At 63.5% G+C, this 21,343-nt stretch carries 21 protein-coding genes; 14 read left to right on the top strand and 7 right to left on the bottom strand.

What is annotated here, in order from left to right; all coding sequences use genetic code 11:
* Window positions 1-194: 194 nt before the first annotated feature.
* The 3 genes from AC1RTQ_RS08075 to AC1RTQ_RS08065 form a co-directional block, all read right to left on the bottom strand.
* Window positions 195-461 carry a hypothetical protein gene (locus tag AC1RTQ_RS08075; RefSeq protein WP_034359978.1) on the bottom strand — a complete coding sequence of 89 codons (267 nt, stop codon included), beginning with the start codon at window positions 459-461 and terminating at the stop codon, window positions 195-197.
* A 377-nt stretch (window positions 462-838) separates the two neighbouring features.
* Window positions 839-1,963 carry a JmjC domain-containing protein gene (locus tag AC1RTQ_RS08070; protein WP_492874936.1) on the bottom strand — a complete coding sequence of 375 codons (1,125 nt, stop codon included), beginning with the start codon at window positions 1,961-1,963 and terminating at the stop codon, window positions 839-841.
* A gap of 71 nt (window positions 1,964-2,034) precedes the next feature.
* Complete coding sequence (locus AC1RTQ_RS08065; protein WP_409814173.1) at window positions 2,035-2,985, bottom strand: AraC-like ligand-binding domain-containing protein; 951 nt, start codon at window positions 2,983-2,985, stop codon at window positions 2,035-2,037.
* Between the two features lie 355 nt (window positions 2,986-3,340).
* Here AC1RTQ_RS08065 and AC1RTQ_RS08060 point away from each other — a divergent pair, with 355 nt between their 5' ends.
* From AC1RTQ_RS08060 to AC1RTQ_RS08045, 4 genes are all read left to right on the top strand, one after another.
* Window positions 3,341-4,792, top strand: a complete 1,452-nt coding sequence (locus AC1RTQ_RS08060; protein ID WP_302091855.1) for an aldehyde dehydrogenase — start codon at window positions 3,341-3,343, stop codon at window positions 4,790-4,792.
* 176 nt (window positions 4,793-4,968) lie between these two features.
* Window positions 4,969-5,289: a c-type cytochrome gene (locus tag AC1RTQ_RS08055; protein WP_492874935.1), complete on the top strand. Its 321-nt coding sequence runs from the start codon at window positions 4,969-4,971 to the stop codon at window positions 5,287-5,289.
* A gap of 13 nt (window positions 5,290-5,302) precedes the next feature.
* Window positions 5,303-5,818 (top strand): hypothetical protein, encoded by a 516-nt coding sequence (locus tag AC1RTQ_RS08050; RefSeq protein WP_492874934.1) that lies wholly within the window; start codon window positions 5,303-5,305, stop codon window positions 5,816-5,818.
* Window positions 5,819-5,837: 19 nt separating this feature from the next.
* Entirely contained in the window at window positions 5,838-7,388 is a 1,551-nt protein-coding gene (locus AC1RTQ_RS08045; RefSeq protein ID WP_302091858.1) for an FAD-binding oxidoreductase, read from the top strand.
* A gap of 253 nt (window positions 7,389-7,641) precedes the next feature.
* On the opposite strand, the gene AC1RTQ_RS08040 is transcribed toward AC1RTQ_RS08045, so the two are convergent.
* Complete coding sequence (locus tag AC1RTQ_RS08040) at window positions 7,642-8,622, bottom strand: AraC family transcriptional regulator (protein ID WP_492874933.1); 981 nt, start codon at window positions 8,620-8,622, stop codon at window positions 7,642-7,644.
* Between the two features lie 217 nt (window positions 8,623-8,839).
* On the opposite strand from AC1RTQ_RS08040, the gene AC1RTQ_RS08035 reads away from it, so the two are divergent.
* The 6 genes from AC1RTQ_RS08035 to AC1RTQ_RS08010 all read left to right on the top strand — a co-directional run bounded on the left by AC1RTQ_RS08035 (window position 8,840) and on the right by AC1RTQ_RS08010 (window position 15,265).
* Window positions 8,840-10,063 (top strand): amino acid ABC transporter substrate-binding protein, encoded by a 1,224-nt coding sequence (locus AC1RTQ_RS08035; protein ID WP_492874932.1) that lies wholly within the window; start codon window positions 8,840-8,842, stop codon window positions 10,061-10,063.
* Between the two features lie 231 nt (window positions 10,064-10,294).
* A complete protein-coding gene (locus AC1RTQ_RS08030) occupies window positions 10,295-11,170 on the top strand; it encodes a branched-chain amino acid ABC transporter permease (RefSeq protein WP_492874931.1) in 876 nt (291 codons plus the stop codon).
* The gene (locus tag AC1RTQ_RS08025) at window positions 11,167-12,117 is read left to right on the top strand and encodes a branched-chain amino acid ABC transporter permease (protein WP_492874930.1); all 951 of its coding nucleotides are present in this window, start codon (window positions 11,167-11,169) and stop codon (window positions 12,115-12,117) included. The genes AC1RTQ_RS08030 and AC1RTQ_RS08025 overlap by 4 nt, the downstream gene beginning before the upstream one ends.
* Complete coding sequence (locus tag AC1RTQ_RS08020) at window positions 12,114-12,884, top strand: ABC transporter ATP-binding protein (RefSeq protein WP_492874929.1); 771 nt, start codon at window positions 12,114-12,116, stop codon at window positions 12,882-12,884. The genes AC1RTQ_RS08025 and AC1RTQ_RS08020 overlap by 4 nt, the downstream gene beginning before the upstream one ends.
* Window positions 12,877-13,590, top strand: coding sequence for an ABC transporter ATP-binding protein (locus tag AC1RTQ_RS08015; protein WP_302091864.1), 714 nt, complete (start codon window positions 12,877-12,879; stop codon window positions 13,588-13,590). Before AC1RTQ_RS08020 ends, AC1RTQ_RS08015 begins: the two co-directional genes overlap by 8 nt.
* Window positions 13,591-13,813: 223 nt before the next feature.
* Window positions 13,814-15,265: an aldehyde dehydrogenase gene (locus AC1RTQ_RS08010; protein ID WP_492874928.1), complete on the top strand. Its 1,452-nt coding sequence runs from the start codon at window positions 13,814-13,816 to the stop codon at window positions 15,263-15,265.
* 277 nt (window positions 15,266-15,542) lie between these two features.
* Here the strand turns inward: AC1RTQ_RS08010 and AC1RTQ_RS08005 are convergent, their stop codons facing one another.
* The gene (locus AC1RTQ_RS08005; RefSeq protein WP_492874927.1) at window positions 15,543-16,331 is read right to left on the bottom strand and encodes a DUF2076 family protein; all 789 of its coding nucleotides are present in this window, start codon (window positions 16,329-16,331) and stop codon (window positions 15,543-15,545) included.
* Window positions 16,332-16,564: 233 nt separating this feature from the next.
* Here AC1RTQ_RS08005 and AC1RTQ_RS08000 point away from each other — a divergent pair, with 233 nt between their 5' ends.
* The gene (locus AC1RTQ_RS08000) at window positions 16,565-17,086 is read left to right on the top strand and encodes an FKBP-type peptidyl-prolyl cis-trans isomerase (protein ID WP_302091867.1); all 522 of its coding nucleotides are present in this window, start codon (window positions 16,565-16,567) and stop codon (window positions 17,084-17,086) included.
* Between the two features lie 194 nt (window positions 17,087-17,280).
* On the opposite strand, the gene AC1RTQ_RS07995 is transcribed toward AC1RTQ_RS08000, so the two are convergent.
* On the bottom strand, window positions 17,281-17,901 hold the full coding sequence (locus tag AC1RTQ_RS07995; RefSeq protein WP_302091868.1) for an outer membrane lipoprotein: 621 nt from the start codon (window positions 17,899-17,901) through the stop codon (window positions 17,281-17,283).
* Window positions 17,902-18,176: 275 nt separating this feature from the next.
* Complete coding sequence (locus tag AC1RTQ_RS07990) at window positions 18,177-18,557, bottom strand: PepSY domain-containing protein (RefSeq protein WP_492874926.1); 381 nt, start codon at window positions 18,555-18,557, stop codon at window positions 18,177-18,179.
* A gap of 289 nt (window positions 18,558-18,846) precedes the next feature.
* Here AC1RTQ_RS07990 and AC1RTQ_RS07985 point away from each other — a divergent pair, with 289 nt between their 5' ends.
* From AC1RTQ_RS07985 to AC1RTQ_RS07975, 3 genes are read left to right on the top strand one after another with little or no spacing between them, the layout of a single operon-like run.
* A complete protein-coding gene (locus AC1RTQ_RS07985; RefSeq protein WP_326999586.1) occupies window positions 18,847-19,146 on the top strand; it encodes a PepSY domain-containing protein in 300 nt (99 codons plus the stop codon).
* A 28-nt stretch (window positions 19,147-19,174) separates the two neighbouring features.
* Window positions 19,175-19,870: a response regulator transcription factor gene (locus AC1RTQ_RS07980; RefSeq protein ID WP_304350415.1), complete on the top strand. Its 696-nt coding sequence runs from the start codon at window positions 19,175-19,177 to the stop codon at window positions 19,868-19,870.
* Window positions 19,852-21,339, top strand: coding sequence for a sensor histidine kinase (locus tag AC1RTQ_RS07975; RefSeq protein ID WP_492874925.1), 1,488 nt, complete (start codon window positions 19,852-19,854; stop codon window positions 21,337-21,339). Before AC1RTQ_RS07980 ends, AC1RTQ_RS07975 begins: the two co-directional genes overlap by 19 nt.
* The last annotated feature ends 4 nt before the right edge of the window (window positions 21,340-21,343 follow it).

The following is a 21,343-nucleotide window of genomic DNA, read 5'->3' as shown; positions in this document are numbered from 1 at the left end:
TGCAAGGCGCATGGCGCGCGCTTGCCCGCCAGAATCCACCCAAGTGCAAGTGCAAGTGCAGGTACAGACCTTGTATGTCGACAGGCATCCGCAGCGTGAAGATCCGCTGCGAAATCCAGACGCAAAAAAAACCGCACCTGAGTGCGGTTTTTTCATGCTTGAGGCCTGGGCCTCAAGCTGGCTGATGCAGCGAATTACTTGGCAGCAGGAGCTTCAGCGGCGGGAGCAGCAGGAGCGTCAGCGGCAGGAGCAGCAGGAGCGTCAGCGGCGGGGGCAGCAGGAGCGTCAGCAGCAGGAGCAGCAGCGTCAGCGGCGGGAGCAGCAGGAGCTTCAGCAGCAGGAGCGGGAGCAGCAGGAGCTTCCACAGCAGGAGCGGGAGCAGCAGGAGCTTCTTCCTTCTTGCCGCAAGCAGCCAGAGCAGCAGCAGCGATCACAGTAGCCAGAATCAGAGAGTTCTTCATGACAGTTTCCTAAATGGTAGGTTCAGCAGACGGTATGCAGATTGCCATTACGGTCAGCCTTTTGCAGCTATTGATCGCTATGGCATATCAGGTCAAACGATAAATTCGACTCAGCCCGCATTATAGGTAGTTTTGCCCATTGCTGACTAACACTGACAGCAACTAGACAATTCTGCACAAATCGGCGCGTTCTCATTTACCGGGCAAGCCCACGCTTGCCTTGTGTCGCACTGTGGAGCATAAGTTTCTTCCTGTCAAATCCCTGACTGAGCTTTGCCGTAGATTTACATAATCTATACAAAGCCCGCCGAATCGACAAAAGCCACAGAGGACAAACCCGTAAGTTAGCACGATCGCAGTTACAAGTCCACCCTGCCTCAGTCACCCGAGCGAACCCAGCCCGCATCAAACCACGACGACAGCAACTCCAGCGCATCATCGCTGGCAGTGGCCAGATCCTTGCGCGACAGCGCCCGGGTGTCCGCCAGCTTGCGCATCAGCGTGGCATCGCGGCCGCCCGCCAGATAGCTTTCGCCATTGATAAAGATGTGCTTGGCGTCATACATCATGCGCGTTCGGCGATCCAGCACCACGCTCTCGAACATGCCGTTTTCATCGCCATGCTCGAACCAGACATTGGGCTTGGGGTCGCTCAGATACTCGCCCAGCGCGCGCTCCAGCGCCAGCGGCTCGGCCATGGCCTTCTTCAGTGCCTCGCGGGCAAAGTCATACATGGCTTCAGGAATCAGCGCCGGGCTGCTCACGGCCTCCTGCTTGGGATCGCGATAAATGACCGGAGTTTCGGGCTCGTCGGGCTCGTCCGACATGCGCAGCAGCAACTCGCGGCCCAGCTCGCTGCGATCGGGCGAGCGAAAGCCTATCGAATACGTCATGCATTCGCCTTCGGCCACTCCGTCATGCGCCCACTTGGGCGGCAGGTACAGCATGTCGCCGGGCTCCAGAACAAACTCTTCCTCGGGCTCGAAGTTGGCGAGAATTTTCAGTGGCTTGCCCTGCTGCAAAGACAGGTCTTTTTGACGACCGATGCGCCAGCGGCGCTTGCCATGGGCCTGCAGCAGGAACACGTCATAGCTGTCGAAATGCGGGCCTACGCCCCCCTGATCGGTGGCAAAGCTGATCATCAGATCATCGAGGCGCGCCTCGGGCACAAAACGGAATTGCTGCAGCAATTCATGCGCCTTGGCGTCATGCATGTCCACGCCCTGCACCAGCACGGTCCAGCCCGGCTTGGTCAACGCAGGCAGGCTGCGACGGGACAGCGGGCCATGGCTGAGCTTCCAGCTATCACCTTCCAGCTGCTGGATCAGGCGCGACTCCACGCCATCCTCACCCGCCATGGCCAGCAGGCGAGCACGCGGAATCGGGGCCTTGAAGCCGGGGATGGCCTGGCGCACCAGCAAGGGCTTTTTATGCCAGTGGCGGCGCATGAATTGAGAGGCGGTGAGCCCACCCAGCAGGGTGAGCGGCGTATTGATGTCCATGAATACAGTCCTGCTTTCTAAGCAACGGACTGCATTGTCCTATAGGCCTTGAAAACGCTGGTCAGCACAGATCAATGACCAAGCGCTCTGAACTCGGACGGCGACATGCCGGCATAGGCCTTGAAGGCTCGGCTGAAGTGCGCGCTGTTGCCAAAACCACAGCCCATGGCAATTTCTGTAATGGTGCGATGCGCGAGCGCCGGGGAATGCAGCTCCCGCATACAGAGCTCCAGCCGGCTTTGCTGGATGAAGCCGCCCAGCGACTGGTCTCGCCCTGCAAAGGCGTTGTGCAGATGCCGACGGCTGCAATTGAGTGCCTCGGCCACCTGATCGACCGACAACCCGGGGTCGCGCACATGGCAGGCCACATGCTCGCAGATGCGGTCGTACAGGGCCTGCTTTTGCGTCACCGCCGTGGCCTGCCCGCCAAGCGCCTGCAGGGACAGATGCACCATGTCCACCAGCAACTCCCCGGCGCGGCGCGCCAGCGGCGCCGCCATATTGTCCAGCTCCTGGTAGGTGCTGCGCATGGTCTGCAGAGCAATGCGCGCAATGCCGGCGCTGCCCCCCACCGATCGACCCATGAGGTTTTCCAGACGCAGGCCTCGCTCGGCAATGCTCTGTTTGGGCACCATCATGATCAGGTGCTCCGTGTGCTGGGGATTGGCCACCACATAGGGCTGCGAGGTGTCATAGATGGCCCAGCTGCCATTGCTCACGCAGGCCTTGCTGCCGTACTGCTGCACCTCGGCATGGCCGCTCCAGGGCGCCACGATCTTGAGATAGGCCGCTTCGCTGTCGCGCAGACGGTGGCTGTCGCGTATGACGCGGTGACGCCCGGCATCCAGCTTGGTGAGCATCACATCGCCTGCGTATGCCACGCTCAGATGCCCGTCAAAACAGGTGTCGCCATACAGATCCGTGTCCAGACCCGAGAACAGCTGCGCCATCCAGTCCTGCCAGGCTGGTGCAGTTTCCTTCTCGGGAAGACCATCGGTACTCAGTACCATGGGCGCGGTCATGGGCCTTGACTCCTCGTTATATCTATCTCTGCCTGTGCCGACAAAGTACCGCAATTATCGGTAAGTGAGCACTTTCGTGCTCAGGCCATCAAGAATCTCCCACGCTGTATTCAAACTAGTGCAAACCCTAGGCCGCGTGCACGATTCATCAAACGGTTTGTGCACATTGCGCACAGCATCTTGCCAAGGCTTTTCTTACGATCACTCACACGCCAGTCTCAGGCGAAACACCACAAAAGGGGAAGACGAGCCCGGTGACGCAAGCCTTGCGCAACGACACCAGCTCCCACTTTTTGAACTTGCATCAACAAGCGGTGACCGAGGTCACGCGCCCTTGGTAGTGAAGGAAGCGAAGATGATTGAACAAAGCATGCTCATCGGCGGTCAGACCGTACAGGCCAGCAATGGTGCCACTTTCGAGCGCAGGAACCCTCTGGACGGATCGGTCGCCACGCGTGCCCCGGCCGCCACAAGCGCCGATGCAGTGCGTGCCGTGGAAGCCGCTCAGGCAGCCTTCCCGGCCTGGGCGGCCCTGGGCCCCACAGAACGCCGACTGATGCTGATGAAGGCCTCCCAGGCCCTGGAAGCCAAGGCCGAGGCCTTTGCCGCAGCCATGGCAGCAGAAACCGGCGCCTCCGGCATCTGGGCCGGCTTCAATGTGCATCTGGCCGCCAATATGTTTCTCGAAGCCGCATCGCTGACCACCCAGATCAACGGCCAGCTGATTCCTTCGGACATTCCCGGCAGCATGGCCATGGCTGTACGCCAGCCTGCCGGCGTGGTGCTGGGCATCGCCCCCTGGAATGCCCCCATCATCTTGGCCGTGCGCGCCATTGCCACGCCCCTGGCCTGCGGCAATACCGTGATCCTCAAGGGCTCGGAGCTGTGTCCCGCCACCCACGGCCTGATCATCGAAGCGCTGCAGGAAGGCGGCTTGCCGCCCGGCGTGGTGAACTTTGTGACCAATGCGCCCGAAGACGCCGGCACAGTGGTCGAAGCCATGGTGGCCCACCCCGCCGTGCGCCGCGTGAACTTCACCGGCTCCACGCGCGTAGGTCGCATCATCGGCCAGACCTGCGCCAAACACCTCAAGCCCGTCATTCTGGAGCTGGGCGGCAAGGCCCCGTTCCTGGTCCTGGACGATGCCGACATCGACTCCGCCGTGGCCGGCTGCACCTTTGGCGCTTTCGCCAACTCGGGCCAGATATGCATGTCCACCGAGCGCATCATCGTGGACGAGGCCGTGGCCGAGGAATTCATCGGAAAGCTGGTGGCCCGCGCCACAACCCTGCCTCTGGGCGACCCCCGCAAAGGCCCTGTGGTGCTGGGCTCCGTCGTGGACATGAACACCGTGAACCGCGTCAACGAGCTCATCGACGACGCCGTGGCCAAGGGCGCCAGGATTCTGTGCGGCGGCAAGGCCGGCGACACCCTGATGGCCGCCACGCTGATCGACGGCGTGACCCCCGAGATGCGCATCTTCCGCGAAGAGACCTTTGCCCCCGTGAAGGCCATCGTGCGCGTGCGTGGCGAAGAGCAGGCCATCGCCATGGCCAACGACAACGAGTTCGGCCTGTCTTCCGCCGTCTACACCAGGGACACAGCGCGCGGCTGGCGCGTGGCTGGCCGCATCGAGGCGGGCATCTGCCATGTCAACGGCCCCACCGTGCACGACGAAGCCCAGATGCCTTTCGGCGGCGTGAAGAACTCGGGCTACGGTCACTTTGGCGGCCAGGCCGGTATCGATGCCTTCACCGACACGCGCTGGATCACCATGCAGACCACCGCACGTCACTACCCCTTCTAAAGCGCCCAGGACAGCCGCCATAGCCGGCAGGCATGACGGCTGTCTTCGCTTGAAACCTCCATCGCGGCCGCTGGGCCATGAGGCAAAGACCTCAGGTGCAGCGCCCGCATGGGCAAGGCGCGAAGCCCCACCCGCGCCTTGTGTCTGCCGACCCACAGAACCTCCGGAGACCCACGTTGAAACATGCCTCCCAACTGGCCCTGGCAGCCCTGCTGTCCGGCCTCAGCCTCGCCGCCTCGGCTGCGGACTCTCACAGCATTGGCCCCGGCCAGCGCTTCTACGAAAAGACCTGCGCCAAATGCCATGAAGCCGGCATAGGCCCCGTCATCAAGGGGCGAGGCTTTCCGCCCGCGACCTACGTGATCATTGCGCGCAACGGCATGAACGCCATGCCATCCTTTCGCGTGACCGATATCGACGACGCCACGCTGGAAGACTTGGCAAACTACCTGTCCAAGACAGAGGTCCCCAAGGCTGCCGAGCCCGCCAGGAAGTAAGGAGGACGATGTAATGCAAGCCGATCGTCGCTCCCTTCTCAAAGCTCTGACCGCTACAGGTCTGGCTGTCTCCGGCATAGGCTGGGCACAGGCTGCCACTTCTGCTGCAGGCCGTACCACCAGCGCAGCCACGCGCTCCGCCGAGGTGCTGGCCGTGACATCCTCCATGCACGCCAGCGCGCTGGACAAGGCCTTTGTGGCCGGTGTTCAGAGCACGTCCCGCAACGCGTTGCACACCGGCCTTCAAGGTCTGGACAGCGCCGCATTCCATCAATTGGGCGAGCTGCTGAGCGACAGTCAGGAAACCCTGTTGGTGGGTCTGCTCGATGACGCCTCGGCCACGCTGGTGCTGGACCTGGTTCGCTCCTGCGGTGGCCGCGTGCTGGCCGTGGAACACCATCGCGTGGACGGCGCTGCCGCCGACTGGGCCCAGGCGCTGGGTCGGTCGCTGGCGTCCAGTCAAGTCATGAACACCGCCACGGCGGCAGCAGGCAAGGAAGCCCGCGTGTCCTTTAGCTGCGTAATCTAAGAAACAAGGAAAGCAGAGCATGACAAGCAAATACATGGCCCTGCCCAAGGGCATGAGCGAGAGCAGCTTTGATGCGGCCATCGCCCAGTTCAAGAAAGCCCTGGGCGAAGACAATGTGATGATCAAGGACGAGCTGGTTCGTCCCTACACCAAGGTGATGATGGCTGTGCCTACCGAAGAGCACACACCGTCCGCCGTGGTGACTGCCACCACCGTGGAGCAGGTGCAAGAGGTGGTCAAGATCTGCAACGCGCACAAAGTGCCCGTGTGGACCATCTCCACCGGCCGCAACTTCGGCTACGGCTCGGCCGCGCCGGGCCAGCGCGGCCAGGTGGTGCTGGACCTGCGCAAGATGAACAAGATCATCCACGTGGACCCCGAGCTGTGCACCGCCCTGGTCGAGCCTGGCGTGACCTACCAGATGCTCTACGACTACCTCGAAGAGAACAAGATTCCCTTGATGTTGTCGTTCTCGGCCCCCTCGGCCATTGCCGGCCCCCTGGGCAACACCATGGACCGCGGCGTGGGCTACACCCCCTATGGCGAACACTTCATGATGCAGTGCGGCATGGAAGTGGTGATGGCCAACGGCGATGTGCTGCGCACCGGCATGGGAGGCGTCAAGGGCGACAAGGCCTGGCAGGTTTTCAAGTGGGGTTACGGCCCGACGCTGGACGGCATGTTCACCCAGTCCAACTACGGCATCTGCACCAAGATGGGTTTCTGGCTGATGCCCAAGCCCCCGGTCTTCAAGCCGCTGGAAATCCAGTTCGACGAAGACAGCGATATCTCCGAGATCGTCGAATTCATCCGCCCCCTGCGCATCGCCCAGGTCATCCCCAATTCGGTGGTGATTGCCGGCGTGCTGTGGGAAGCGTCCACCTGCAACACCCGCCGCTCGGACTACACCACCGAGCCCGGCCATACGCCCGACGCCATCCTCAAGCAGATCCAGAAAGACAAGCATCTGGGCGCCTGGAATGTCTACGCTGCGCTGTACGGCACCAGGGAGCAGGTCGACGTCAACTTCAAGATCGTGCAGGACGCGCTCAAGAAGCTGGGCAAGGGCCGCTTGATCACCGAGGAGATGGCCGGAGACACCCAGCCCTTCAAGTACCGTGCCCAGCTCATGTCAGGCGTGCCCAACCTGCAGGAATTCGGCCTCTACAACTGGCGCGGGGGTGGCGGCTCGATGTGGTTTGCCCCGGTGTCGCAGGCGCGCGGCAGCGAGTGCGACAAGCAGAAGTCGCTGGCCAAGAAGATCCTCAACAAGCATGGCCTGGACTATGTGGGCGAGTTCATCGTCGGCTGGCGCGATATGCACCATGTCATCGACGTGCTGTACGACCGCAGCAACGAAGAGGAAACCAAGCGTGCCAACGCCTGCTTTGCCGAGCTGCTGGACGAGTTCGAAAAGGAAGGCTATGCCGTGTACCGCGTGAACACCGCCTTCCAGGAGCGCGTGGCCAAGAGCTACGGTCCGGTCAAGCGCGATATCGAGCGCAAGATCAAGCGTGCTCTGGACCCCAACGGCATTCTGGCTCCGGGCAAGTGCGGGATTGATATCTGAGGCTCCCCCTGAGCGGCTTTGCCGCTTCCCCCTCTCTCGCTGCGCGGGAGGGGGACAATACCTTCGCTGCGGGGCGGCCCTTGCTCGGTATTACTGAGTCAGAGCATGCTCAATCCAACGCTCTTGGTCGCAGCCAAGCACGCAAAAAAGCCACCCGATTTGAAAACGCCGGGTGGCTTTTTTGTTTTTGGATTGCTACCTTATTGATAGCTTACAGCGTATTTAATATCTGGACCTGAGGCTTGTTTAACTCTTAATTGAGCAATTTGGAGCCAAACATGCCGGCCCTGAACTGCGCGGGCGTCTGCCCCGTGTGCTGCTTGAACAGGCGGCTCAGATGCGCGCCGCTGGCAAAGCCGCTGGCCAGCGCCAGCTCGGTCAGGGTGCAGTGGCGATTGGCGGGACTGAGCAGTTCGCGCTGGAACAGGGCCACGCGCTCGGCCCAGATATGCTGGCTGATGGACAGCCGCTCCTCGGCAAAGGCGTTGTAGAGATGACGCTTGCTGCAGTTGAGCGCTGCGGCCACGGCATCCACGCTCAGGGCCGGATCGCGCAGATGCTGGCGCACATAGGCCTTGATGCGGCCCAGCAGCAGCTCGCTGGCGCTCAGCGAGGCCGCACGGCCGCAGGCATCGAGCAGGGACAGCTGGATCAATTGCAGCAGCGAATCCGTCACATGCTGGGCCAGACCCTGGCCCATGGCCCGGCATTCGGCAAAGGTGCCGCGCATCATGTCCAGCGCAATGCGGGACACGCCTTCGCTGCCGCCCACATAGCGCCCCATGAGGGCGTCGATGGCGCGGCCATGGTCTTCGAAGCGGCTTTTGGGCAAGGTGATGATCAGATGCTCGCACCACTCGGGGTTGAGCACCTCGTACTCCTGCGTGGTGTCGTAGATCAGCCACTGGCCGCTGCGCGCCACGGCTTCGCGCCCGTTCTGGCAGACGCGGGCCTGGCCATGCCAGGGGGCCACGATCTTGAGAAAGTCGGTGCTGTGGCGTGCCATGCTGGCCGAAGTGCGTCGCACGCGATGGCGGCTGGCCTCGATCCGGGTCATGCCCACCGGCCCCAGCTCGAAGGTGCCCAGTCGCGCCGAGAAATGCTGGTCGCCATAGACATCGCTCTCCAGGCCATAGAGCGTGGACATCCAGTGCTGCCAGGCGCCCACGGCTTGAGCGCCTTGCATCTCGGTCATCTTCTCGGTCACTTGGTAGGCAGGAATGTCTGGCCGCATCTGGGCTCCTGAAGAAGTAACAGGATGCTTCATTATCCATAGCGACCCGGACCAGGGCCCGGGCAAAACCGGCGCTTCGCAGGGAAATCAGTGTTTACCCACAGACACTTGCATGCACAGACAAGACGCAGTGCACGCCCAGACAAGCCCCTGCCGCCGCGATTTCCTACGATGGCCGAAGAACCCGGACACCTGTCCATCAAAAAAGGAGACAAGCATGACATTCGCCGACAAGCGTTTTGTTCTCAAGAGTCTGGTCGCTGCCACCGCCCTGGCGGGTCTGTGCGGCACGGCCCTGGCCCAGGAAGCGCCCCAATCCATCCGCATCGGCTGGGCCATTGCCAAGACGGGCGTCAACGCGGGCGGCACCTCGGTGACCACAGCGCCCAACTACAAGCTCTGGGTCAAGGAGATCAACGACGCCGGCGGCATCATGCTCAAGGCCTACAACAAGCGCGTACCCATCGAGGTCATCGAATACGACGACCGCTCCAGCACCGAAGAGGCCGTGCGCGCCACCGAGCGCCTGATCACCCAGGACAAGGTGGACTTCGTGCTGCCGCCCTGGGGCACGGGCTCCAATCTGGCCGTGGGTCCGACCTACGAAAAGCACAAATACCCGCTGCTGGCCGCCACCTCGGTGACCGACAAGGCCCCCGATCTGGCCAAGCGCTGGAAGCATGCCTTCTTCTTCCTGGGCACGGGCGGCGAATACGCCGAAGGCCTGGTCGCCATGCTGGAAAAGGCCAAGAAGGACGGCAAGATCAACCACAAGATCGCCATGATCAACATCGCCGACGGCTTTGGCGTGGAGCTGGCCAATGCCACGCGCAAGGCCGCCAAGCAGCATGGCTTCGAGCTGGTCTACGACAAGAGCTATCCGATCGGCACGCAGGACATGACGCCCATCATCAACGAGGCCAAGGGCAAGGGTGCAGACACCTTCGTGGCCTACTCCTACCCGCCCGACACCATGCTGATCAACGAGCAGGCCAGGACGCTGGGCCTGGCTCCCAAGGTGCTGTTCACCGGCGTGGGCACGCAATTTCCCATGTTCAAGGGCAAGTTCGGCGCAGCGGCCGAAGGCGTGATGGCGCCGGGCGGCATCGATGCCGGCAACCCGCAGATGCAGGCCTATCTGAAGCGCTTCAAGGAAGTGACCGGCCAGGAATCGGACCGCTTTGCCAGCCCCATCGTCTACACCTCGCTGCAGATGCTGCAGCAGGCCATCGAGCGCGTGGGCAAGATCGACCGCGCCGCCGTGACCCAGGAGCTCAAGAGCGGCAGCTTCGAGACCGTGCTCGGCCCCGTCAAGCTTGAAGGCCAGATGCTGACCAAGCTCTGGCATGTGGGCCAGTGGCAGAACGGCGAGTTCAACGCGATTGCGCCTACAAGCCGAGCGGGGGTGAAACCTGCGGTGATTCCGCGAGTCACCCCCTGAGGCGCTACGCGCCTTCCCCCTCTCTCGCTTCGCGGGAGGGGGACGACAGCCTCGGTGCGGGGCGGCGGGGCCGCCTAGGCCCTTCCTCGCTGTCCCGTTGCTGGGGCATGCCTATTCCAGCATTCGCCCAGCTACGCAAGAACTATCAAAACAAGAGCTGGTTGCGCATGTCTCGCTTTAACTTTGCATTGATTTCATAACAAGAACAATGAATCACCAGCGGTATACGCTATGAATTTAATAGACATCCTTCTCGCTGGCGCGATGCTGGGCGGGCTCTATGGCCTGGTGGCCATGGGGCTGACGCTGCAGTATGGCGTGGCGCGCATCATGAATCTCTCGTATGGGGAGTTTCTGATTGCACCGGCCTTTCTGGCCTTTTTTGCAGTGAGCGGCTGGGGTGTTTCGCCGCTGCTTCTGGTGCTGCTGGTGGTGCCGCTGGGCTTTGCCATCCAGTGGCTGATCTATCAGTTGCTGCTGACCCCGCTGGTGCGCCGCGCCAAGGGCGGACCGGCGCTGGAGGTGGATTCGATTCTGGCCACCTTCGGCATGCTGTTCGTCGTGCAAGGCGTCATGCTGGTGCTGTTCGGCGGCGACTATCACAGCTACAGCTATCTGGCCGATCCCGTGGAGATCCTGGGCAGCAAGGTCGCGGCCAACCGCCTGCTGGTGCTGGGCTTTGCCATCGTGCTGGGCGGCGGCCTGTACCTGCTGCTGACGCGCACCCGCGCCGGCGCCGTGGTACGTGCCGTGTCCGTGGCACCGCAGTTCGCCCATCTGGTCGGCATCAATGTGCGCAGCACGGCGGCCCTGGCCTACGGTCTGGGCGGCGCGCTGGTGGCGATCTGCGGCGTGCTGGTCAGCATGTTTTTGCCCTTCTCGGCCAGCATGGGCACCATGTTTGCCATGAAGGCGCTGATCGTCGTCATCATGGGCGGCGTGGGCAATCTCATGGGCTGCCTGGTGGCCGGCATGCTGCTGGGCTTTGCCGAGACGCTGGTGGCCTCCTTTGTCGACCCCGGCCTGACGCTGGCCGTCAATTACGCGGTGTTCCTGCTGGTGCTGCTGTTCAAGCCCACCGGTTTGTTCGGGAGGGCCGCACGATGAATCCGATCCATCGCAAAGAAATTCTGATCTGGGCCGTCAGCGCCATCGCCACCGCCGGTCTGGCCCTGCTGCCGCGCTGGCTCACGGACGAGTACTACCTCTCGCTCATGATCAGCATCCTCATGTACTGCGTGCTGGCCACAGCCTGGGCGCTGTTCTCGGGGCCCACGCGCTATATCTCGCTGGCCACCGTCGCCTTCTTCGGCATGGGCGCCTATGTCACCGCCGTGTTCGGCGAGTCCCTGCCCTGGGCCGCCGTTCTGGGCATCGCGGCCGGCGTGGGCCTGGTCATGGCCCTGGTCGTGGGCCTGTCCACGCTGCGGCTGTCGGGCGTGTACTTTGTGATCTTCAGCTTCGGCCTGGCCGAGCTGGTCAAGCAGCTCGTCACCTGGTGGGAAGTCAACATCACCAAGGATCTGGGCCGCTATGTGTTCGTGGAGATCACCCAGCTCGATATCTACTGGCAACTGCTGGCCATGCTGGCCCTGGTGCTGGCGCTGCGCGCCCTCATCAACCGCTCGCGCCTGGGCCTGGCGCTGCGCGTGATCGGCGAGGACGAGACCGTGGCCAGCCATGTGGGCATCAACACCACCACGGCCAAGCTGCTGCTGTTCGCCGTCAGCGCCGTGTTCATCACCGTCACGGGTGCCATCATGGCTCCGCGCTGGACCTATATCGACCCCAGCATTGCCTTTGCTCCTGCCGTCTCGTTCCAGACGCTGATCATGGCCTTGCTCGGCGGAGCCGGCGCGCTGTTCGGCCCAATTCTGGGAGCCGTACCGCTGGTGCTGCTGTTCGAGTACCTGGGCGCCAACTTCCCCAACCATTTCTCGATTCTGCTGGGCCTGGTGTTCATCGTGATCGTGTACTTCATTCCCCAGGGTCTGTCTGGCGTGCTGGCCAGGCTGCTGGCCAGGAATGCGGCCAGCAAGGGAGAGCAGCCATGAAGACCGCCACCCTGCTTTCCGTGCGCGGCGCCACCCGGCGCTTCGGCGGCCTGGTGGCCGTCAACGCACTGAGCTTTGACGTCTACCCGGGCGAAGTCGTGGGCCTGCTCGGCCCCAATGGCTCGGGCAAGACCACGGCCATGAATCTGATCTCGGGTGCCCTGCCCGTCAACGGCGGCGAGATCTGGTTCAACGGCAAACCCATCCACCCGCTCAAAAGCCACCAGATCGCCCGCCTGGGCGTGGCGCGCACCTTCCAGCTGGTCAAGGTGCTGGGCTCCATGAGCTGCAGCGACAACGTCATTGCCGGCATGGCCTTCAAGCCCCGGCCGCTGTTTGGCAAACCTGCCGCCGCGCGTGCCCTGCAGCTGCTCAATCAGGTGGGTCTGGCCGAATTTGCGAATACTCCGGCAGGCGAGCTCACCTATATCAACCAAAAGCGCCTGGAGCTGGCCCGCGCGCTGGCGCTGGAGCCGCAGATCCTGCTGCTCGACGAATGGCTGGCAGGCCTGAACCCCACGGAGCTGCAGCAGGGCATTGCGCTGATCCGTCAGTTGCAGGCCACGGGGCTGACGATTCTCATGGTCGAACATGTGATGGACGCCGTGCATGCGCTGTGCAGCCGCTGCGTGGTGATGAATGCGGGCACAAAAATAGCCGACGGCCCCACGGCCCAGGTGCTCAAGGAGCCCGAGGTGGTGCGAGCCTATCTGGGGGAAGAAGTGAGTGCGGATGAAGACCAGTCAGCGGAGGCCCGCCATGCTTGAAGTGCGCAATATCTCGGTGAGCTACGGCAAGCATGAGGCGCTGCACCAGGTCAGCCTCCAGGTGCAGCCCGGCGAGCTGGTCGTCATGCTGGGCGCCAACGGAGCGGGCAAGTCCAGCCTGCTCAAGGCGCTGGGCGGCATGGTCACACCCCAGGCCGGCGCCAGCGCGCAACTGGCCGGGCAGGAGCTGATGCAGCTGCCGCCGCATGCCATCGTGCAATCAGGTCTGGCCCTGGTGCCCGAGGGGCGCGGCGTGTTCGGCGATCTCAGCGTCAAGGAAAACCTGCTGCTCGGTGCCCAGCCCCGGCGCGCACGCGCCAACGAGGCCCGGAATCTGGAGCAGGTCTTCGCCCTCTTTCCCAAGCTGCGCGATCGTCTGACCCAGGCTGTGCGCACCATGAGCGGCGGCGAGCAGCAGATGGTGGCCGTGGGCCGCGCGCTCATGAGCCAGCCCGATATCCTGCTGCTGGACGAGCCTTCGCTGGGCCTGTCGCCGCTGATGTGCAAAGAACTATTTTCGGCCCTGGCGCGCATCAAGACGCTGGGCATGGGCGTGCTGCTGGTGGAGCAGAACGCGCGCCAGAGCCTGGCCATCGCCGACCGGGGCTATCTGCTGGAGACCGGGCGTATTGTGGGTGAAGGATCGGCACAAGCACTTGGCAGCAGTGCTGCTGTCAGACGCGCCTACTTGGGCGGCGAACATTGATATGAATCCCCCTGAGCGGCTTTGCCGCTTCCCCCGGAGGGGGACGGCGCCATCGCTGGGGCAGCCCATGCTGGGGCAGCTCACGCTGCGGGGCGACGGGGCCGCCTGGGCCCTTGCTTGGCGCCTCTTTGCTGGGGCCGCGCCAGATTTCAACGGCATCAACAACAAACCATCAATAGCTCGCAGCTTTCATGGCTACCTTCAATTCTCAAGGAGACTAAAAATGATCGAACAAAAAATGCTGATTGGCGGCCAGGAATGTGCCGCCAGCAATGGTGCAGTTTTTGAGCGCAAGAACCCGCTGGATGGCTCGGTTGCCACGCGTGCGCCCGCCGCCACGACCGAGGACGCGATTCGCGCCTGCGAAGCTGCGGCAGCCGCTTTCCCCGCCTGGTCGCAACTGGGGCCGAACGCCCGCCGCGCCATGCTGATGAAGGCATCGCAGGCACTGGAAGCCAAGGGCGAAGCGATTGCCGCTGCCATGGCCGCAGAGACCGGCGCCTCGGGCATCTGGGCCGGCTTCAACGTGCATCTGGCGGCCAGCATGCTGCTGGAGGCGGCTTCGCTGACCACGCAGATCAATGGCGAGATCATCCCCTCGGACGTGCCCGGCAGCGTGGCCATGGCCGTGCGCCAGCCTGCCGGCGTGGTGCTGGGCATCGCGCCCTGGAATGCCCCCGTGATCCTGGCCGTGCGCAGCATCTCCACGGCCCTGGCCTGCGGCAATACCGTGATCCTCAAGGGCTCGGAGCTCTGCCCCGCCACCCACGGCCTGATCATCGAGGCGCTGCAGGACGCGGGCCTGCCTGCCGGCGTGCTGAACTTCGTGACCAATGCGCCGGCCGATGCGGGCAGCGTGGTCGAGGCCATCGTGGCCCATCCGGCCGTGCGCCGCGTGAGCTTTACCGGCTCCACGCGCGTGGGCCGCATCATCGGCCAGACCTGCGCCAGGCATCTCAAGCCCGCGCTGCTGGAGCTTGGCGGCAAGGCCCCCTTCCTGGTGCTGGACGATGCCGATATCGATGCGTCCGTGAACGCCGCCACCTTTGGCGCGTTTGCCAACTCGGGCCAGATCTGCATGTCCACCGAGCGCTTTGTGGTGGATAACAAGGTGGCCGACGAGTTCATCGCCAAGTTTGCCGCCAAGGCCCAAAGCCTTCCGCTGGGCGACCCGCGCAAGGGCCCCGTGGTGCTGGGCTCGGTGGTCGATCTGGCCACGGTGGAGCGCTGCAATGCCATGATCGACGACGCACTGGCCAAGGGCGCAAAGCTGGTCTGCGGCGGCAAGGCCGAGAGCACGCTGATGCCCGCCACGCTGATCGATCATGTGACGCCGACGATGCGCATCTTCCACGAGGAGAGCTTTGGCCCGGTCAAGGGCATCGTGCGCGTGAACGGCGAGGAAGAAGCCATTGCCACGGCCAATGACAACGAGTTCGGCCTGTCCTCCGCAGTCTTCACCCGGGATGCGGCCCGAGGCTGGCGTGTGGCGGCGCGCATCGAGGCCGGCATCTGTCACATCAACGGCCCCACGGTGCATGACGAAGCCCAGATGCCGTTTGGCGGCGTCAAGGCCTCGGGCTATGGCCATTTCGGCGGCCAGCAGGGCATCAATGCCTTTACCGAAACCCGCTGGGTGACCATGCAGACCACAGAACGCCAATATCCGTTCTAAAGACCCCCCTGAGCGGCTTTGCCTGGGCGGCCCCGCCGCTTCCCCCTCTCTGCTTCGCGGAGGGGGACGACAGCTTTGCTGCGAGGCGGCGCTTGCTTGCTGTCCCACACTGAGGTCGCGCCCTAGTTAAAGCTCGCGCCCATCGCTACTGAAATTAAAAAAGCCACCTGATTTGAAAACGCCAGGTGGCTTTCTTTTTTCCTTCTCACTATCTAATCCATAGCTGCTAGCGTTTGATGGAAAAGGGCTTGAGCCTCAAAAATCTCAAAGCATGTAATCAGGCGAAGTCATCGTTGAAGAAGTCGCCGCCATCGCCCCAGTTATCGTTGTCCGCACTATCGATGCTGCCCAGGCCCGCATCGTTGGCAAGGCTGGCGGTATTGCCGCTGTCGCCATGCAGGCCCTGGCTGCTGCTGTCCTGCGCCAGCAACTTGCTCTCGCTGCCGCCGCTCTGGCTGCCCGAGCTGGCGTGATGGCCGCCCATCAGATTCTCCAGCCCGTTGAACAGAAACATGCCGCCCGCCACGCCGGCCGCAGCCGCTGCGGCATTGCCCAGGAAGCTGCTGCCAGCCGGAGCAGCTGGCTGGCCGTAGGCCTGCGGCGCTGCAGCGCGCGGCGCCGAGCCACCGCCAAAGAAACGGTCGCGCCAGCCGGAGGGCTGAGGCGCTGCTTGCGGCTGGTACTGAGGCTGATACTGGGGCTGGCTCTGGGGCTGATAGGGAGGCTGGGCACTGGCAGCGTAGCCGCCGTCCTCGGCATAACGCTCGGGAGCGCGGCCGAAGTGCGTGCCCAGGCCGCCCGAGAGAAAGCTGCCTGCGCCCTGGCTCTGGCTCTGGCTTTGCTGGGCCTGTTTCACCTGCTGCTGCAGCTCGCCGATCTGCTGCTGGGCCTGCTCAATGGCTTGCTCCAGCATCAAGGTGCGCTGGGCCAGCCAGTAGACCGCATCGGGCGCGTTGCTCAATCCACGGCGCAGCTCGGCATCGGCCTGCGCGTCCTTGGGTTGGCCCTGGGTCAGCGTCAGCCTGGCGCACAGGTCTTGCAGCAGTTGTTGTTCCTGAGGGGTCATGGTGCCTTCCTTTAATCCCGCAAATGACTTGCAGCGAAGATGGGGTCAGTATGCAGGCCTGCAAGAGCGCCAATGTGAAGGCCGTGCAAGTGCTTTTTGCAGGGTGTAACAAAAGGCCTGTGCTGCAGTTGTGGGCAGCGCATGGGACAATGCCTGCCATTGAGCCACTGTTGTGGCGGCGTTTCAATTTCGGTTGCGGGACTGGCCCGCGGCCCATCAACTGCATACACACCATGGAAGTTACCCAACAATGCGTGGTCGCCCTGACCTGGACACTGAAAGACACCCTGGGCGAGGAGCTGGACGTGCTGGACGAGCCCGTGGAATTCCTTGTCGGCGGCGATGACCTGTTCAAGCGCATCGAAGAGGCCCTGCAAGGCCACGGCGTAGGCACCGCTCTGGACCTGCACCTGGAGCCCGAAGAGGCATTCGGCGACTATGACGAGAGCCTGATCTTCCTGGAAAAGCGCGAGCTGTTTCCCGAAGAGATCGAGGAAGGCATGAGCTTCGAGAGCAGCGCCATGCCCAAGGGCACCAACCCCGTGCCTGCCGATCTGCTCTACACGGTCACAGAAATCTATCCCGAGCATGTGGTGCTGGACGGCAACCACCCGCTGGCCGGAATCGCCATCCGCCTGCACCTCAAGATCGAAGCCGTGCGCGAGGCTACCGAGGAAGAAATCGGTCGCGGCACGGCCGGCACGGGCTTTTTCCGTATCGAGCCCATGGCCCCTGGCAATGAAACACTGCATTGACACCCCCTGAGGCGCTTTGCGCCTTCCTCCTTTAGGGGGACGACAGCTTCGCAGCCGGGCGGCGGTGCCGACCAGGCTCTCGCTGGCTGTCGCTGAGTTGCGCTGCGCCACAGGCTCAGGCACTGCTGATCGCCTCAGGCAAAGAAATCAAAAGGGACTCCTCGGAGTCCCTTTTGTTATGTGCGCCTGACTGCCTAGCGGCGGAAGATCTGGTTACCTTCCACGCGCACGTATTCGCCGATGCTCAGCTGCGGAGGCTGCTGGTAGTCCAGAGCGCGCACACTGCCGTCCTGCAACTGCACGGTGACGCGGTAGATATCGCGCACGCTGCCGCCACCCACACTGTTCTGCACGGCGTTGCCGGCCAGCGCACCGCCCACCACACCGGCAATCGTGGCCAGCGTACGGCCCGAGCCCTTGCCCACCTGGTTGCCCAGCACGCCACCGATCACGCCGCCGGCAATCGCGCCGCCCGCGCCAATGCCGCTGCCGTCCTGCACGCGCACGGTCTCGATATTCATCACGCGGCCCTGCTGGGCGTATTGCTGGGGCTGCTGCGAGTAGCAGTTGGGGTTGTTGTAGCCGCAGTTATTGGCGGGATAGGTCTGGGCCTGATTGTTGCCCACGGGGTAGGCCTGGGTGCTGCCCGGGTAGCCCGAGCCCGAATAAGCCCCCTGGGAGTAGCCGCCCTGGTAGCCACTGTTCTGGTAGCCGCCGCTCTGGTAGCCACCCTGGGGATAGGCCGCGCAGGCCGACAGAGCTGCAACGATTGCGCTCACCATGGCCAACCGGCCCCAGCGTTGATTGATTTGCATGGAAATCTCCTGATTGACGCATGCACATTCCATGCGCCGCAGTCCTGTTATGAGTTGCTCTGCAAACCTTGCACGGTCTGCCTTTCCATTGCAACGCAGCACCGGCTCGCCAGGACGACAGGTTTCACATTTGCTCACAATACTTTGAGCAAAGCGCAGCCGTTTACAACTCTTCAAACCATAGCGCCTTGCCCTTTGCAACGCTCATTTTCGGTACAAATCTCATTTGAAACCGCCATCACAAAGCGCTGACAGCTATTAAAAAAATAGCATACTCAGCCTTTGGTGCGTACGCGCAGCACTTCGCCGCTGCGGCCATCCACATAGAGCTTCACCAAGCGCCCATCGCTGGCCGTGGCCTTGACCTTGTAGAGGCCGTCGTCCCATTCCACCTCCTGGAATTCGCGATAGCCGGCCTTCTCCAGCCGGTCGCAGACATCGCGGATGGACAGGGTCGGCCCGAGCGCCATGCCGCGCACGGCGGCCACCGAGGCAGAGGCACGGTCCGCCAGAGCGTTCTCTGCGGCCAGGCAGGTGCCTGCAAACAGCAGCGCGGCGCTCCCCAGCAAGGCGATGCCGCTGCGGCGCGGCATGGACCGGCATAGTGACAAGACGCGAGCGGACATCGCAAAGACGGGGGCTTGAAGACGAGACATGAAAACTCCTGCAGTCGACGGGTGAACGATGGGAACCAAAAGACGGCCCGCCGGGCGAGAGGCGCTCTGTTGCGGGTTGCGGCCGATTGTTCGCATTCACCCTGAACCGTTTCTGAAGCCGTCATTCAGCTTTCGTTCATCGATGCAGACCTATAACCTTGGCTGCAGAACGCAACCAGACCTCATCACCTCCCACTCCAGCCCTCTTGCCATGTCTTTTTTCAACGCCTTGAATGACCCGCAATCTGCGCACCGCCCACGCCGGCGCGCCCTTCATGCCGTGCTGGTCATGCTGCTGGCAACGACAGGTTTTGCCGCGCTGAGCCTGTGGCCCGCCACCTCGGATGCCGGTGACAACGACCACGAGCTTGCCCGTCAGGCCCTGCGCCAGGGTCAGGTGCTGCCGCTGCGCACCGTTCTGGATCAGGTCGAGCAGCAATACCAGGGCCAGGTCATCAAGGTGGAGTTCGACCGCGAGGACGGCCGCTTTGTCTACGAGATCCGGCTGCTGCAAAGCGACGGCAAGGTGGTCAAGCTGGAGATTGATGCCAGCAACGGCAGCCTCATCAGCATGAAACGCAAGAAGTGAACCCCGGCACTCAGGAAGGCTGTAGAGCATGCGAATTCTGCTGATTGAAGACGAGCCCACGCTGCGCGAGCAGCTGCATCAGGCCCTGGTGCAGGCCGGCCACACCGTGGAGACGGCCGCCGACGGCGAGACGGCGCAATACCTGGGCGAGGTGGAGAGCTTCGACGCCGCAGTGCTGGACCTGGGCCTGCCGGTGCGCGACGGGCTGAGCGTGCTGCGCGCCTGGCGCGCTCAGGGCCGCTCCATGCCGGTGCTGATCCTTACCGCCAGAGCCGCCTGGCATGAAAAAGTCGCGGGCATGGATGCCGGAGCCGACGACTATCTGGCCAAACCCTTCCACATGGAAGAGCTGCTGGCGCGTCTGCGGGCGCTGCTGCGACGCCTGAGTCCGCATGCCAGCGCTTTGTGGCAATGCGGCTCCATCACCCTGGACTCGCGCCAGGCGCGTGTCACCGTCGAAGGTCAGGCGCTGACGCTGACCAGCCATGAATTCAAGGTACTGGCCCTGCTGATGCAGCGCATGGGCGCCGTGGTCTCGCGCACCGAGCTGTCCGAGCATATCTATCCGCAGGACAGCGACCGCGACTCCAACACCATCGAGGTCTTTGTCGGGCGGCTGCGGAAAAAACTGCCCGCAGGCTCGATCGAAACCGTGCGCGGCCTGGGCTATCGCCTGGTTGCGCCCACAAACCACGCATCAACCATATGTCCGAGCACACCCTGACCTCCCCCACGACCCAGCAGCCGCCACCGCTGAGCGCAGGCTCCCGGAAGAACTCGCTGCGCCTGAGACTGCTGGCGGGCGCCCTGATCTGGGTGCTGGCCGCACTGCTGCTCACGGGATGGGGCCTGCGCACGCTGTTTGCCGAGCATCTGACCCAGCAGCTGCGCGGCCAGCTGGTGGCCAAGCTCGACCGGCTCAGCGGCGCCGTCAACTATCAGCCCGATCAGGCCGTCCCGGTCACGGTCTCACCCTTCTCCGGCGACCCCTTGCTGCAGCAGCCGCTGTCGGGCATGTACTGGCAGGTGGACCAGCTTGACGCTGCCGGCCAGCAGACGGTTCAGGCCGGCATCCAGCGTTCGCGCTCGCTCTGGGACCAAACCCTGGACTGGCCTTTCTTCAAGGCCGACAAGGTCTGGGAGCCCACCCTGCCCTTGCACGCTCCGGCCAGCTATGGCCATATGTCGGACGGCAATGGCAACACCCTGGTGATCGTGACGCGTACCGTACAGCTGCCCGAGGCCGGTGCCCCGCCGCTGCGCCTGATGATTGCTGCCGACGCGGCCATGCTGGCCACGCCGCTGCAGCGCTTTACCAAGATGCTGGTGGCCGCGCTGTGCATGCTGGCAGCGGGGCTCATCGCCGCCGTGGTCGTGCAGCTGCAGCTGGCACTGGCTCCGCTGGCTGCCCTGCGCCGTCAGCTGGCCGCCGTGAGCCAGGGCGAAGCGTCTGAAATCAGGGGAGAGCACCCGGCCGAAATCATGCCCCTGGTTCAGGAGTTCAACCATGTGCTGCGCATGAATGCCGAGATGGTGGAGCGGGCCCGCACCCAGGCGGGCAATCTGGCCCATGCAGTCAACACCCCGCTGAGCATCATGGGCAACGCGGCGGCGCAGCAGGACAGCCCGCTGGCGACCCTGGTGCGCGAGCAGGTCGCCAGTGCCAGCCGCCAGGTCGAATACCACCTGGCCCGTGCCCGTGCCGCAGCAGCAGCGGCGCAGCAAGGCCATGGCCTGCGCACCGCGCTGGCCGGCCCGCTGCACTCTCTGGTGCACACCATGGACAAGCTGCATGCGGCGCGCAGCATACGCTTCGAGCTGCAGGGGGATGCCTCGCAATGGGACTTCAAGGGCGACGTGCAGGACCTGATGGAGATGCTGGGCAATCTGCTGGACAACGCCGGCAAATGGGCCAGATCGAAGGTCGTGCTGAAAGTGCAGCCAATCGCCAATGACAACCAACTGCTGACGCTGTGCATAGACGACGACGGCCCGGGCATTGCGCCCGAGTTGCGCGAGCGCATCTTTGCCCGCGGAGAACGGCTTGACGAACAGCGTCCCGGAGCCGGCCTGGGCCTGGACATCGTGCGCGATCTGGTTCAGACCTATGGCGGCAGCATCCAGGCTCTGCCCTCGCCGCTGGGCGGGCTGCGCATGCAGCTGCAACTGCCTGGCGCCAGGCACCAGGACTGAACTC

The sequence above is a fragment of the Comamonas sp. GW821-FHT11H03 genome (genome assembly GCF_058807955.1).
The sequence above is the reverse complement of the archived record's forward strand: the minus strand, read 5'-3'. Positions and strand labels throughout refer to the sequence as shown.

Bases quoted from the DNA above. Each gene is read 5' to 3' on its own strand.
- AC1RTQ_RS08075 (WP_034359978.1), bottom strand. From the start codon at position 461: ATGAAGAACTCTCTGATTCTGGCTACTGTGATCGCTGCTGCTGCTCTG.
- AC1RTQ_RS08070 (WP_492874936.1), bottom strand. From the start codon at position 1,963: ATGGACATCAATACGCCGCTCACCCTGCTGGGTGGGCTCACCGCCTCT.
- AC1RTQ_RS08065 (WP_409814173.1), bottom strand. From the start codon at position 2,985: ATGACCGCGCCCATGGTACTGAGTACCGATGGTCTTCCCGAGAAGGAA.
- AC1RTQ_RS08060 (WP_302091855.1), top strand. From the start codon at position 3,341: ATGATTGAACAAAGCATGCTCATCGGCGGTCAGACCGTACAGGCCAGC.
- AC1RTQ_RS08050 (WP_492874934.1), top strand. From the start codon at position 5,303: ATGCAAGCCGATCGTCGCTCCCTTCTCAAAGCTCTGACCGCTACAGGT.
- AC1RTQ_RS08045 (WP_302091858.1), top strand. From the start codon at position 5,838: ATGACAAGCAAATACATGGCCCTGCCCAAGGGCATGAGCGAGAGCAGC.
- AC1RTQ_RS08040 (WP_492874933.1), bottom strand. From the start codon at position 8,622: ATGCGGCCAGACATTCCTGCCTACCAAGTGACCGAGAAGATGACCGAG.
- AC1RTQ_RS08035 (WP_492874932.1), top strand. From the start codon at position 8,840: ATGACATTCGCCGACAAGCGTTTTGTTCTCAAGAGTCTGGTCGCTGCC.
- AC1RTQ_RS08030 (WP_492874931.1), top strand. From the start codon at position 10,295: ATGAATTTAATAGACATCCTTCTCGCTGGCGCGATGCTGGGCGGGCTC.
- AC1RTQ_RS08025 (WP_492874930.1), top strand. From the start codon at position 11,167: ATGAATCCGATCCATCGCAAAGAAATTCTGATCTGGGCCGTCAGCGCC.
- AC1RTQ_RS08020 (WP_492874929.1), top strand. From the start codon at position 12,114: ATGAAGACCGCCACCCTGCTTTCCGTGCGCGGCGCCACCCGGCGCTTC.
- AC1RTQ_RS08015 (WP_302091864.1), top strand. From the start codon at position 12,877: ATGCTTGAAGTGCGCAATATCTCGGTGAGCTACGGCAAGCATGAGGCG.
- AC1RTQ_RS08010 (WP_492874928.1), top strand. From the start codon at position 13,814: ATGATCGAACAAAAAATGCTGATTGGCGGCCAGGAATGTGCCGCCAGC.
- AC1RTQ_RS08005 (WP_492874927.1), bottom strand. From the start codon at position 16,331: ATGACCCCTCAGGAACAACAACTGCTGCAAGACCTGTGCGCCAGGCTG.
- AC1RTQ_RS08000 (WP_302091867.1), top strand. From the start codon at position 16,565: ATGGAAGTTACCCAACAATGCGTGGTCGCCCTGACCTGGACACTGAAA.
- AC1RTQ_RS07995 (WP_302091868.1), bottom strand. From the start codon at position 17,901: ATGCAAATCAATCAACGCTGGGGCCGGTTGGCCATGGTGAGCGCAATC.
- AC1RTQ_RS07990 (WP_492874926.1), bottom strand. From the start codon at position 18,557: ATGTCTCGTCTTCAAGCCCCCGTCTTTGCGATGTCCGCTCGCGTCTTG.
- AC1RTQ_RS07985 (WP_326999586.1), top strand. From the start codon at position 18,847: ATGCTGCTGGCAACGACAGGTTTTGCCGCGCTGAGCCTGTGGCCCGCC.
- AC1RTQ_RS07980 (WP_304350415.1), top strand. From the start codon at position 19,175: ATGCGAATTCTGCTGATTGAAGACGAGCCCACGCTGCGCGAGCAGCTG.
- AC1RTQ_RS07975 (WP_492874925.1), top strand. From the start codon at position 19,852: ATGTCCGAGCACACCCTGACCTCCCCCACGACCCAGCAGCCGCCACCG.